This window comes from Mucilaginibacter hurinus (genome assembly GCF_003324525.1).
In the GTDB taxonomy this organism is placed as follows: Bacteria; Bacteroidota; Bacteroidia; order Sphingobacteriales; family Sphingobacteriaceae; genus Mucilaginibacter; species Mucilaginibacter hurinus.
Window position 1 is genome coordinate 217,984 of sequence record NZ_QGDC01000003.1, and the last position, 12,487, is coordinate 230,470.

Sequence of the window (12,487 nt, forward strand, 5' to 3'; positions counted from 1 at the left end):
TAGGATTTATCCTTTAACGTTATTGCCTGTTAAATAATATCCGCTGGCATTAAAATTTGTTACACGCAATCATTATTCACTCAGCGCCGTGGCAAATGTTTCAATGCGCCCACGTTAACCACGCTATTACTACATGTTTCGCCTGTATTGGCCGCCTACTTCGTACAGGGCATGTGATATTTGACCAAGTGAACAATACTTGCATACTTCCATCAGGCTTTCAAAAATGTTATCACCACTTATAGCAGCCTGTTGCAGGTTTTTAAGCAACTCATCAGCGTGCATTTGGTTACGTAACTGAAAGGCGTGCAGCGCGGCTATTTGGTATTGCTTTTCCTGCTCGGTAGCGCGTATTACTTCGCCCGGCGTAATAGTGGGCGACCCTTTTTTATTTAAAAAAGTATTTACCCCGACTATCGGGTACTCGCCGGTATGCTTCATTGTTTCATAGTATAACGATTCTTCCTGGATCTTGCTGCGCTGGTACATGGTCTCCATTGCTCCCAGTACCCCTCCGCGCTCATTGATGTTTTTAAACTCGGCCAAAACAGCTTCTTCAACCAAATCAGTAAGTTCTTCAATAATAAAGCTGCCTTGTAATGTGTTTTCATTTTTGGCTAAACCTAATTCGCGGTTAATTATAAGCTGTATGGCCATCGCCCTGCGAACTGATTCCTCTGTCGGCGTGGTGATGGCCTCATCATACGCATTGGTATGCAGCGAGTTACAGTTATCATAAATAGCGTATAAAGCCTGCAGGGTAGTGCGAATATCATTAAAATCTATCTCCTGCGCATGTAACGAGCGTCCGCTGGTTTGTATATGGTACTTGAGCTTTTGCGAGCGGTCGTTCCCTTTGTATTTATTTTTAATGGCCTTAGCCCAGATGCGCCGGGCGACACGGCCTATTACGGAATACTCCGGATCGATGCCATTAGAAAAAAAGAACGACAAGTTAGGTGCAAAATCATCAATATGCATTCCGCGGCTCAGGTAATATTCTACATAGGTAAAGCCGTTTGACAAGGTAAAAGCTAACTGCGAAATAGGATTGGCCCCGGCTTCGGCAATGTGGTAGCCGGATATAGACACAGAGTAAAAATTGCGGACTTTATTGTCAATAAAATACTGTTGCATATCACCCATCATCCGCAGGGCAAATTCGGTAGAAAAAATGCAGGTGTTCTGCGCCTGGTCCTCCTTTAAAATATCAGCCTGCACAGTCCCCCTTACGGTGGTCATGGCATAGGCTTTTATTTGTTGGTAAATGTCTGCTGGCAATACCTGGTCGCCGGTAAGGCCCAGGAGCATAAGCCCAAGGCCATTGTTGCCCTGTGGGAGCGCCTCACCCCCTGCCCTCTCCAAGGGAGAGGGAGCTTTGTCTTTCTCATTCTTTAAGTCCCTCTCCTTTGGAGAGGGATTTAGGGTGAGGCGTCTGTCTGGCTGAGCGTCCAACCTTCCCTTAATCCGCTTAACCACACCCATCGCATTGGCAAGCACCTCTGCATTGGTAAAACGTATAACCTCAAATCCTTCACCATTTAAAACCCGTGTACGTATCTCATCATATTCGGCTATTTCGTTATGGTGAGCACCGTCAATTTCAATGACTAACCCTTTGCCCAGGCATACAAAATCAGCAATATAGCCATCTATTGCATGTTGTCGCCTAACTTTATAGCCTGTTTGATTATTTCTTAATAACTGCCACAGTACGTTTTCAGCTTCGGTGGGATGCTGCCTGTTCAGATGGGAGTTCGCTTTTAAAATATCCCAGAAACGCAGATCAGAAGTTTCATAACCAAATTGCGCCTCACCCCCCGCCCTCTCCAAAGGAGAGTGCGCTTTTTCCAGGTCGCTTCCCGGTTCTGCTCCTTCTACTTTAGAGAGGGCCGGGGCAAGGCCATACCCCGGTCTGTCCAGCCCCTTATCATCATACAACTCTTTGAATTTATCCTCTACCAAATGCTGCAAATTATGCTCGATAATATATTTTTCGCATTGCTGGTCGATAGCGGCATTCATAAAAAAGCCGAGCAGCATTGGCGCCGGTCCGTTTATTGTCATAGAGACTGACGTGCTGGGGTGGCATAGGTCGAACCCTGAATACAGCTTTTTGGCATCGTCAAGGGTGGCTATGCTTACACCGGCGTTACCTATCTTTCCGTAAATATCAGGGCGTGTGTTCGGGTCTTCACCATACAGGGTAACTGAATCAAATGCTGTTGAAAGGCGGTGCGCGGGCTGCCCCAGCGACACATAATGAAACCGCTTATTGGTGCGCTCCGGACTACCCTCACCGGCAAACATCCGGGTGGGGTCTTCGCCCTCACGTTTCAGGGGAAACACACCGGCAGCGTATGGGAATTCCCCCGGCACATTCTCGGTAAGCAGCCAGCGTAATATGTCTCCCCAGGCTTCATAACGCGGCAATGCAATTTTAGGCACCTGCAATTGCGACAAGCTGGTGTAATACAGCGGTTGTTTAATTTCCTTGTCGCGTACCTTATAAATAAAATTTTCTGCCTTATACTTCTTAAGGGTATCCGGCCAGGCATCCAACAAACGCTTACACTCCGGGTGTAGTTGAGTTTCCAGGTGGGATTTCAGATGCTGTAAGGCCTCACCTCCCATCCTCTCCAAAAGAGAGGACTCTTTTTTTCCCTCGCCCTTCTTAAGGCCCCTCTCCTTTGCAGAGGGATTTAGGGTGAGACTCTTATCGTTCCCCTCCCCCCTGGAGAGGGCCGGGCTGAGGCACCAAATGCTATATAACTGCTGCGCCACCATACACTGCTCATCCACCCACTGTTTATATGTATCACTTGCCTCGGCAATTTCGGCCAGGTAACGCGTTCGCTCCGGCGGGATGATGTAAGTTTTCTCACTATTATCACCCAAACTAAGCGCATCGTTCTGCTTATTGCCAATCAAATCCTTTCCGGTTTTAGCCTTAATGGTCTGCATCAGCGCGCCGAACAACTGGTTCATACCCGGGTCATTAAATTGCGAGGCCATGGTACCAAATACCGGCAGGTCTTCGTCCTTGGTAGTAAATAGCTGGTGGTTACGCTTATATTGCTTGCGCACGTCGCGCAGTGCATCGGGAGCGCCTCTTTTATCAAACTTATTTATAGCCACCACGTCGGCAAAGTCCAGCATGTCAATCTTTTCGAGCTGGGTAGCCGCGCCAAACTCTGGCGTCATTACGTACAGCGACAGGTCGCAATAGTCGGTGATCATGGTGTCGCTCTGGCCTATTCCGGATGTTTCGACAATAACCAGGTCAAATCCGGCAGCCTTGCATATATCCACGCCCTGCTGCACATGTTTGCTCAATGCAAGGTTGGCCTGACGTGTAGCCAGCGACCGCATGTACACACGCGGATTGTTTATCGCGTTCATCCGTATACGGTCGCCGAGTAACGCACCCCCAGTTTTCCGTTTACTTGGGTCTACAGAAATAATGGCCAGCGTTTTGTCTGTTTGCAGCAGGAACCGCCGTACCAGCTCATCAATCAGCGATGATTTACCCGCGCCGCCTGTGCCGGTGATGCCGAGGACGACAGCCTCACCTCCCGTCCTCTCCAAAGGAGAGGAAACTTTTTTACCCTCATTTTTGAAGTCCCTCTCCATTGGTGGGGGATTTAGGGTGAGGCCGCTATCGTTCCCCTTTTCTTTGGAGAGGGTCGGGGTGAGTTGTTCCTGCTCCGCCAATGTAATTAACCCGGCAATAGCCTGCGGATCCCTGTCTTCCAGATGGCCTAACTCACCGTTCAGGCCGGTGCGGGTAGCAAAGTCGGCCTGTTGCAGCATGTCGTTTATCATGCCCTGTAAGCCCATGTGGCGGCCATCGTCGGGTGAGTAAATGCGCGTGATGCCGTAGGCGTGGAGTTCCTCAATTTCGTGCGGGAGGATAACGCCCCCGCCCCCGCCAAATATTTTAATGTGGCCCGCTCCGCGCCCGGCGAGCAAATCATGCATGTATTTAAAGTACTCGGTATGGCCGCCCTGGTAGCTGGTGAGGGCAATGGCATGCACATCCTCCTGTATAGCGCAATCCACCACCTCGGCAACGCTGCGGTTGTGGCCCAGGTGTATCACCTCTGCACCGCTTGCCTGTAATATGCGCCGCATAATGTTTATGGTGGCATCATGCCCGTCAAACAATGAAGCAGCGGTAACAAAGCGTATTTTATGTTGCGTGCGATATGGCGCGGTGGTTTCCATGCGGTGTAATTGGATGAGATAAAGATAGGAATTTTTGGGATGGGTGGAGGGTGCGGGGCGGGTGTGGTTTAAAGGCAGTGGTGGTTGTAAAGGCAGCTTTTCCCGTATGGCACGCTGTTTTAGACCCAGTGGTTAATGTGATGCGGTATAGTTTGTATATGGGCTCGTAGGACAGGCTTGGGTAGCCGAACCGTGCGGAACAAAGGCAAATTTTACAACATTTTTTATTTCAAAGACCGAAACGAGTGTTAAGGTGGGGTTAAGTTGTTGCGGGCCTTGTAGATGATCGTCTGTAGGGCATTTTGAGTTTCAGACTATCAGATTTTTAAGAAAAGCAGAGTTTGTGGCGCTATGGTTTGGATAGACCTGCTTATACGCCTGCGGCATGATGATACCACCGATTTTCTGATAGGCAAATGGCCATACTATCGCCTTCTATGACAATCGAGAAAAACGAAATAACCGATAGCAGCGAATACCAGCCCTCGCACCTCATGCCTGAACAGTGTGAGCGTGTAGCAGGGCTACCCGAACCAAAATACCCACAAAATCCCCCTAAAACAAAAAACCCATACAATCCGCATTAACGGACTATATGGGGGGATGGTTTAAGTATAAAATATAAATTTTTTCGTTACACCTAAAGAGAGGCCGGAAAGTTTATTACACAATTCGCTCAGGCCAACAAAGCCATGGCCATTCAAAGGGGTTTATTGGGCGGCAGTAAGCAGCGTATATAACTTAAAGCGGTATTTTCCGGTAATAGTGGTGGTTTGCTCGTCGGCATTTTTGGCTGGTAGCTTGTATTCGCCTTCTACCCAATACACTTGTTTGCCCGATTCTACAGATCCTTTTTCTATCTTCTTAACGGTATTCTTATGGTCGGCCGCTGTTGGCTCAGTGGCCATATAATAATCAGTACCGCCGGCGGTTTTTGGCGCCCTCAGGCTGAACTCAAAAGGCTCAGATCCGTCGAGGTAACCTTTGAACGGCAGAACCGGGTAATCGCCCGTGCCCGCGGCCTCAATTGCCGCCGACGTTGCCGGGAACGTGAAACTGAATGTAGATTTGTTAGATGCAGAAGTAGCGAATACCCCGCTTATCGTTTCGCCATCGCGTGCCGAAAAGTTAATCTCGGCACAGTTAACGCGTATGGCTTTGTCGCCGCCAATGGAGTATTCAAAGTACGGTGTGCTGCCACCGTTGTTGGAGCCATCAGGACCGTTTCCGCTTTTACTGCACGAAACAACAGCAGTGAGCATAATACAAAGGATAACCAGGATGTAAAAGTTTCTTTTCATACAGTTCGTATATATCAGGGATCAGTAAAAGTATTTATAATATAACTTACTATTTAAAGGTTAGATAAAATTACCCGGAAGTGGGTAGGCGTAAGTTGGTAGTTGCATCGACAATTTTTATCTACAGCGCACAGGGGAGGGCGCTATTGCTGTATTTGGGATCAGATGCACCCACTTGCAGTAGGCTTTACCCGTAGTCCGGATCTTCTAACTGGTAACCAAAAACGCCTCCCGCCCTGCGCCACCCAAAAATTCTTTATCTTTGTACCCAAATGCAGGTAACAGCAACAACATTACAGGAAGGCTTTAAAGGCTACAATAACTATGGCCCCTGGCTGCGTGAGAAATATAACGGGCAGCGGGTGTTTAAAGTGATTGTTGACGGTGGCTTTACCTGCCCTAACCGCGACGGCAGCAAGGGCTATGGCGGTTGTACCTATTGTAATGTTGATTCATTTACACCATCAGTTAGCCGGAGCACACCTAATTTACGTGAGCAGGTGGAGCAAGGCATGGAGCGTGCCATTAAAGGCAACAAGGCTGATAAATTTATTATTTACTTTCAGCCTAATACCAACACCTACGCCCCTGCACACTATTTAAAAATGCTATACGACGAGGCGCTGAGCATTAATACCGAAAACATCGTTGGCCTGAGCGTGGGTACCCGGCCCGACTGTATAGATGCCGAAAAGATAGCCCTGCTTGAAAGTTATACCGACCGCTTTGACGTTGACCTGGAAATGGGTATGGAAAGCATTTATAACGATACGCTGAACCAGATAAACCGCGGCTGCTTGCATGACGATTTGCTGACTGCACTTAAACTGGTGGAAAATAGCAAGCTTGATATCTGCGTGCACACCATCTTCGGCTTTCCGTGGGAAACTAGAGACATGATGCTGGCCTACGCCGATGAGATAAATCGTCACCGGCAGATAAAGTTTGTAAAATTTCATCACCTGCATATTGTGGAAGGCTCGGTTATGGGCGTGAAATACAAGCGTGATCCTTTTAAATTGTTTAGCCTGCATGAATATGCCGAATTTTTATGCGACCTGCTTCCCCTGGTACGGCCTGACGTGGTGATACAAAGGCTGTTCGGCCTCAGCGACCGCGAACTCCTGATTGCCCCTAACTGGCAGCTAAAGAAGTCAGAAATACAATATTATATTGATAAAATGATTTCGGACAGGGGAATCATACAAGGCTCAAAGTACCTGGCTTTTTAACGGCCTCCCAAAAAAAGTATAAACAAATTCCGTCTGGCTTACCTGAGCTGTAACATCACGCAGTTATATGCCGTATGTATTATTAAAAATAAATAAATTTCATAACTAAACGAATATTCATTTATTTTTGCGGCATGAAAATTATTTTTTAATGCGCACACGCAGTGCAGATAAGCAGCAGCTGGTAAAACGAAAGGCGATTGATTTGCTGGTAAGCGACGGCTTCGAAGGCTTTAGTATGAACAAGCTTGCTAAAGCCTGCAATGTATCGGTTGCTACACTGTACATTTATTACAAGGATAAGGATGACCTCATTATACAGGTAGCAATTGAAGAAGCCCAACGCTTTACTGATGAAGTACTGAGCGGGTTTGACCAAACCCTGAACTTTGCAGATGGCATACGCCAGCAATGGAAGAGGCGAGCGCAGCAGCTTACAAAAAATCCGAAAAGCGCCCGGTTTTTTGACCAGTTGCGGACCTCCACTTATAACGACAGGATACATCCGTTTATAGTAGGACAGTTTAAAGAGGCAATGGGTGATTTTATGCTGAGGGCCGTGGCAAATGATGAAATAGACCTGCTGCCCATGAACGTTTTTTGGAGTGTGGCTTATGGCCCGCTATACAACCTGATACGCTTTCATAACGAAGGTAAAGGCTTAACCGGCCAGCCCTTTGTGCTTACAGATGAGATATTAGAGCAAACGTGCGAACTGGTAATTAAAGCGCTTAAAAAATAATTTGTTAACTGACCCGACCCATGACTGTGCAAACATTAAATCCTGACCATATACTGGTTTTTAAAACCAGTATTAAAACGCGGGACGATCTTTATAACCTGCAGGAAGCATTAACCGGCAACCCGGACATTACCGAGTGGAGTATTGACCTTGAAGATTGCGATAAGGTGCTGCGGGTAGTCTCTGAAAAGTTAAGCCCCGTACAAATTATTGATATAGTTAACCAGCATGGTTACCTGTGCATAGAACTTATTTAAACGTTTTTAACTAAAATGAAACCTGACAGTAACAAGGCCGCGCCGTTTACACGCTACCAAATATTATTGATAACCTTGCTGGCACTGCTGCAATTTACTGTGATACTTGACTTTATGGTACTCTCGCCATTGGGCGACATACTGATGAAATCACTGAATATAAAGCCGGCGGGTTTTGGTTGGGTGGTTTCGTCATACGCCTTTAGTGCAGGTGCCTCGGGCCTGCTGGCCGCCGGGTTTGCTGACAAGTTCGACCGGAAAAAAATGCTGCTTTTCTTTTACACAGGATTTATAATAGGTACGCTGGCTTGCGCTTTGGCAAACAGCTTTGTTGCATTAATGGCCGCGCGCATTTTTACCGGCTTGTTTGGCGGAGTAATTGGCGCTATATCCCTGGCGGTAGTTACCGATGTGTTTGAAATAAACCAGCGCGGCCGGGTAATGGGAATTGTACAAATGGGCTTTGCCGCCAGCCAGGTACTGGGTATACCCATAGGCTTGTACTTTGCAAACTTATGGGGCTGGCACGCCCCTTTCCTGATGATTGTTGGCCTGGCTGTACTGATAGGCATAGTCATCATAGTAAAAATGAAACCTGTAAACAAACATCTTGTCCTGCAGGAAGATAAAAACGCCTTTTTACACCTGTGGCACACTATCGAAAATAAAGATTATCGCATAGGCTTTACCGCGACAGCTTTTTTATCAATAGGCGGCTTTATGCTTATGCCTTTTGGCAGCGCGTACCTTATTAACAATATCCATATTACCCAGCAGCAGTTGCCAACCATATTTTTGATTACCGGTTTATCCTCAATTGTGGTTATGCCATATCTGGGCAAACTAAGTGACAAGTATGATAAATTTTACCTGTTTACGGCCGGCTCGCTACTGGCAATTGCCATGATACTTGTGTACTGCAATATGCCGCCGGTACCGTTGTGGCAGGTAATTGTTATCAATGTAATTATGTTTATGGGTATAATGGGGCGTATGATACCTTCAACCGCGCTGGCCACTGCGGTGCCCGAAATGCGCGATCGCGGCGCATTCATGAGTATTAATTCATCATTACAGCAAATGGCCGGCGGCATTGCAGCAGTGTGCGCCGGACTTATAGTCAGTCAGCCGCATAAATCCGCACCGCTTAAAAATTACGATATATTGGGCTGGGTGGTAACCGCAGCCATATTGCTATGCCTGTATTTTGTTTACAGGGTTAGCCAAATGGTAAAAAATAAAGCCAGTTACCCCATCAACCTATCAATGAATGAGAATTATGATAACCTGGATGATGTGGTGCGGTAATTGGTACCACCAGAGTTGTTATCTGCTTATCTTTTTATATTCTGTGCGCTTGTTTTGCGATACAATGAAAAACTCATCTTTGCCACGTTTTACAAACTCGATATCTACCGGCTCGCCGGGCTCAATAAAAAATAATTTGTCTGATGCAGGCTTCAGTTCTACCGAGTATGTTGGCGTAACCCGTAGTATAATACAGCCTTTGTCGCTTATCACCTTCAATGTATCGCTGTTGCTCACATAGGTTCCTGCATAGCTGTTTAAAACGCTTTGTTTTACCTTAACCTGTTTGTAGGTAAACCTGGTATGCTGTAACATCCAGGTATATAATGAATCGTTGTTGTAAGTTACATCCCAACTGTTGTGGTTAGCATCGGGATACAGGGTTAGTTTAACAGATGGATTGTATTTTTTTAGCGCATTAACAACCCGTATACTTTGTTCGGGCGGCACAACATCATCCTTCATGCCATGAAACGCCCAAACAGGCATATTACGCAGGGTATGAATATCAGTGGTATCAGCTCCCCCGCAAATAGGTGCTATAGCTGCAAATAGCTCCGGGTGCTTCATGGCAAATTCCCAGGTTCCGTATCCACCCATACTTAACCCTGTCAGATATATCCGTTGACCATCAACCCGGTACTTTTGTTGAATACCCAGCAACATATTATATAGTTCGCTCTCTTCCCAACCGCGCTCGCCTGCCTGTGGCGAAACGACGATGAACGGATATTTTTTACCCTTTTCAATCATCATAGGCGGGCCGTTAACCTTTACTTTATTCAAGTCTGTGCCTCGCTCGCCTGATCCATGCAGAAATATCATCATCGGGAAGCGCCTGGCAGTATCCTGCATATAATCGTCGGGCAAATACAAAAGATAGCGTGTTTCCCTGATTATTTTTTCGTGGGTTTGCTGCGCCATGGCTGATAACGCAAGTATGCAAAAAGATACAAGGCAGGCAAGTTTACGGATCATGAGTACGGGTTTATCTAATAGACGCCTAGTGCAAGCAATAGTTACACTGAACCTAATATAAGGAAATTAGTTGACAGCCGTATCTGCTATTACAAGGCTTTCAGCCGGTTTTGTCTCCTTCTCTTTATCCACGGCTTCTCCAAACCGCTTTTCCTGTATGCGGTCATACATGGCAACATATTCCGGATGCTCGGTTTTCATTAATCGATCCCAAACCCGGTAATATAAGCCATAATTACCCCTGAATTTGCTGTGATGAAGGTTGTGATAAACAGAGGAACTAAAAACCTCAAAAAATATAGAATTACGAAAGCGGCGTGGCGCTATTTCATAACCAAGGTGGCCGTACACGTTAATTATAAATCCGACTATGATAAACAGTAAGATGGTGATTTTGTGCATGGGTAGTACAAATACCAGCAAAACCAAAATCAAGCCTTCAGCTACGGCCTCAAGAAAGTGAAAAGAATATGATGCGAACGGCGACGGCGTTATGGATTTGTGATGAAGGAGATGCGTGTATTTAAACAGGTTAGGATGATGCAACGTACGGTGCATCCAGTAAAAATACGTATCGTGAATAGTAAGGCTTAAAAACAAACTTACAGGTATATACCACCAATCGGCAGCTGTAAGTTCCGTATAGATAAGCGTGTAGCCATTTAATGACAATACGATAACACCCACACCAATACCGGCTAATACCAGGCTTGTTTGTACGGAATGCATAATCTCCCTGATAAAGTCCTTATTTTTTGCATACCGCGCCTGTATTTTGGATTTGATGAAACGTTGCGGCATCAGCCAATAGAATAAAACAAAAGGTATACCGGCAATAACAAAGTACCTGGCCAGGGTTACCGTAAATATTTTACCTAACGATTCAAACAAAACCTCCATAACAAGTTACTTTTAACTTATTCTTCAAAGTTAGATATCCGCCTTTAGCGGGGTGATTAACAAAAGTTAATTAATGCTTTTTGCCCTTTACAATCCGTTTTCTTATACGGCTTAATGATACCGGCGTTATACCCAGCATGGTGGCTATGTATTTATCAGGTATACGTTCTACAACCGCTGGTTTATCCTTTAGCAGGCGCTTGTAGCGTTCTTCGGGGGTCAATAATATAAACGCTTCTACCCGGGCCAGTGAATCAGCCAGCATATTCAGGATAAAAAAGTTGCGTGCTTCTGCAAACCTGGGGTTCTTGTCGAATATCTTTTGTGCAGCGTCATAATCAAGTTCAAGCAGCGTTGTATCTTCAACTGCCTGGTATGTGAGCCGCGACGGGCGTCGTAAAATTATGTTGTCATGCGAGGCAGCGAACTGGTCCTCCCAGCGTATAAGTATAGTAGCCTCTTCACCGTTCTCTTTAACAGTATAGCCGCGTATAAGTCCCTTCTTTATGTAAGCCAGCTTACTTGTTAAAGTTCCCTCCTTTATATATGTTTCGCCCGCGGCAAGATGCAGCGTTTTGGCCATACTAATCAACTGCATCAGGTCACTTAACTTAAGGTCTTTAAATAAGCTTAAGTAAAGCCTTATCTTCTCCGGATCAATCATATTAGCTAAACTAGTTATTTCCAACACGTTTTCAATAAACATTTAAAATTAGCAGGTTTCCTTTATTCGCTTGGCTAATCATACTGAGTCAGGCTTCTAACGCTAAAAAAACTCAATAACAAGGGTTTCTTAACAAAGAAAGTGGCAGGATTTGGACCGATATTAAAAGTCAGTCGCCATTATTTCTAATATCTTTTTAATAAGTCCTGCTAGTCTCGCGCGGTGGGGTTGATGTTTTAGCTTCAATCGGCCATCCAGGCGCATGTTGCCCTCTTTTGTATTCTAATCATATTCTAATGACCATCTTATTTCATTTTAATAGGCGCGGGGTAAAATTGTATTGTAAATAATTAAAGTTAAACCATGTAATCTACTGTGAAATGCAAACAATATTAATTCCCACAAACTTCAGTTTATTAAGCTTTGACTGTGTGCCGGCATTGTGCAACCAGTTTAAAGGGCAGGATTTCAAACTGATATTCATGCACATGTTTAAGCTATCAGATTCCATCACTGAACTACTGATGTTATCTAAACGCAGCCGTGACCATGAATATATTAGCGACGATTTTTATCAACGTTGCCGTGATATGCAGGCCAGGCACTCGCAAATAAAAAAGATACAAATAGAATTTGTTTACGGCAGTACACTTAGCCTCTTTAAAAATTTCATAGAGGCAAATGAAGTTACCCATGTACTTGACCAGGCCAATTGCGTTGCCGGAAAGATCAACAAATTGAGCATGGATACTGAGGTGCTGATAAAAAGGTCAGGCCTACCGGTGCTAAGCGTAGGTATACCATACGCTACACAAACCAAAACAGCTTACGTTGAAGCAGATCAAGAAGAGTTGCTAACAGAAATTTCTGTATAAACA

11 protein-coding genes are annotated in these 12,487 nt (G+C 45.5%); 6 read left to right on the forward strand and 5 right to left on the reverse strand.

The genetic code is table 11. The features are described 5' to 3' along the window. Nucleotides 1-129: 129 nt before the first annotated feature. The gene (locus DJ568_RS17450) at nt 130-4,227 is read right to left on the reverse strand and encodes a methylmalonyl-CoA mutase family protein (protein WP_114004504.1); all 4,098 of its coding nucleotides are present in this window, start codon (nt 4,225-4,227) and stop codon (nt 130-132) included. A gap of 437 nt (nt 4,228-4,664) precedes the next feature. Between DJ568_RS17450 and DJ568_RS17185 the strand changes: the two genes are divergently transcribed. Beyond that, a complete protein-coding gene (locus DJ568_RS17185) occupies nt 4,665-4,814 on the forward strand; it encodes a hypothetical protein (protein ID WP_158534889.1) in 150 nt (49 codons plus the stop codon). A gap of 123 nt (nt 4,815-4,937) precedes the next feature. Here the strand turns inward: DJ568_RS17185 and DJ568_RS06775 are convergent, their stop codons facing one another. After that, complete coding sequence (locus DJ568_RS06775) at nt 4,938-5,528, reverse strand: hypothetical protein (protein WP_114004505.1); 591 nt, start codon at nt 5,526-5,528, stop codon at nt 4,938-4,940. 272 nt (nt 5,529-5,800) lie between these two features. Between DJ568_RS06775 and DJ568_RS06780 the strand changes: the two genes are divergently transcribed. The 4 genes from DJ568_RS06780 to DJ568_RS06795 all read left to right on the forward strand — a co-directional run bounded on the left by DJ568_RS06780 (nt 5,801) and on the right by DJ568_RS06795 (nt 9,067). Continuing rightward, a complete protein-coding gene (locus tag DJ568_RS06780) occupies nt 5,801-6,760 on the forward strand; it encodes a TIGR01212 family radical SAM protein (RefSeq protein WP_114004506.1) in 960 nt (319 codons plus the stop codon). A gap of 151 nt (nt 6,761-6,911) precedes the next feature. Next, nucleotides 6,912-7,502 carry a TetR/AcrR family transcriptional regulator gene (locus DJ568_RS06785; protein ID WP_114004507.1) on the forward strand — a complete coding sequence of 197 codons (591 nt, stop codon included), beginning with the start codon at nt 6,912-6,914 and terminating at the stop codon, nt 7,500-7,502. Between the two features lie 20 nt (nt 7,503-7,522). Continuing rightward, the gene (locus DJ568_RS06790; protein WP_114004508.1) at nt 7,523-7,759 is read left to right on the forward strand and encodes a hypothetical protein; all 237 of its coding nucleotides are present in this window, start codon (nt 7,523-7,525) and stop codon (nt 7,757-7,759) included. A 15-nt stretch (nt 7,760-7,774) separates the two neighbouring features. After that, nucleotides 7,775-9,067: an MFS transporter gene (locus DJ568_RS06795; protein WP_114004509.1), complete on the forward strand. Its 1,293-nt coding sequence runs from the start codon at nt 7,775-7,777 to the stop codon at nt 9,065-9,067. 18 nt (nt 9,068-9,085) lie between these two features. On the opposite strand, the gene DJ568_RS06800 is transcribed toward DJ568_RS06795, so the two are convergent. From DJ568_RS06800 to DJ568_RS06810, 3 genes are all read right to left on the reverse strand, one after another. Beyond that, nucleotides 9,086-10,045, reverse strand: a complete 960-nt coding sequence (locus DJ568_RS06800) for a carboxylesterase family protein (RefSeq protein ID WP_114004510.1) — start codon at nt 10,043-10,045, stop codon at nt 9,086-9,088. A gap of 66 nt (nt 10,046-10,111) precedes the next feature. Further along, entirely contained in the window at nt 10,112-10,945 is an 834-nt protein-coding gene (locus DJ568_RS06805) for a sterol desaturase family protein (RefSeq protein ID WP_114004511.1), read from the reverse strand. Nucleotides 10,946-11,015: 70 nt separating this feature from the next. After that, nucleotides 11,016-11,651, reverse strand: coding sequence for a Crp/Fnr family transcriptional regulator (locus DJ568_RS06810; protein ID WP_114004512.1), 636 nt, complete (start codon nt 11,649-11,651; stop codon nt 11,016-11,018). 338 nt (nt 11,652-11,989) lie between these two features. On the opposite strand from DJ568_RS06810, the gene DJ568_RS06815 reads away from it, so the two are divergent. Beyond that, a complete protein-coding gene (locus DJ568_RS06815) occupies nt 11,990-12,484 on the forward strand; it encodes a hypothetical protein (RefSeq protein WP_114004513.1) in 495 nt (164 codons plus the stop codon). Nucleotides 12,485-12,487 lie beyond the last annotated feature (3 nt).

Bases quoted from the DNA above. Each gene is read 5' to 3' on its own strand.
- DJ568_RS17185 (WP_158534889.1), top strand. From the start codon at position 4,665: ATGACAATCGAGAAAAACGAAATAACCGATAGCAGCGAATACCAGCCC.
- DJ568_RS06810 (WP_114004512.1), bottom strand. From the start codon at position 11,651: ATGTTTATTGAAAACGTGTTGGAAATAACTAGTTTAGCTAATATGATT.
- DJ568_RS17450 (WP_114004504.1), bottom strand. From the start codon at position 4,227: ATGGAAACCACCGCGCCATATCGCACGCAACATAAAATACGCTTTGTT.
- DJ568_RS06780 (WP_114004506.1), top strand. From the start codon at position 5,801: ATGCAGGTAACAGCAACAACATTACAGGAAGGCTTTAAAGGCTACAAT.
- DJ568_RS06775 (WP_114004505.1), bottom strand. From the start codon at position 5,528: ATGAAAAGAAACTTTTACATCCTGGTTATCCTTTGTATTATGCTCACT.
- DJ568_RS06805 (WP_114004511.1), bottom strand. From the start codon at position 10,945: ATGGAGGTTTTGTTTGAATCGTTAGGTAAAATATTTACGGTAACCCTG.
- DJ568_RS06815 (WP_114004513.1), top strand. From the start codon at position 11,990: ATGCAAACAATATTAATTCCCACAAACTTCAGTTTATTAAGCTTTGAC.
- DJ568_RS06795 (WP_114004509.1), top strand. From the start codon at position 7,775: ATGAAACCTGACAGTAACAAGGCCGCGCCGTTTACACGCTACCAAATA.
- DJ568_RS06800 (WP_114004510.1), bottom strand. From the start codon at position 10,045: ATGATCCGTAAACTTGCCTGCCTTGTATCTTTTTGCATACTTGCGTTA.
- DJ568_RS06790 (WP_114004508.1), top strand. From the start codon at position 7,523: ATGACTGTGCAAACATTAAATCCTGACCATATACTGGTTTTTAAAACC.
- DJ568_RS06785 (WP_114004507.1), top strand. From the start codon at position 6,912: ATGCGCACACGCAGTGCAGATAAGCAGCAGCTGGTAAAACGAAAGGCG.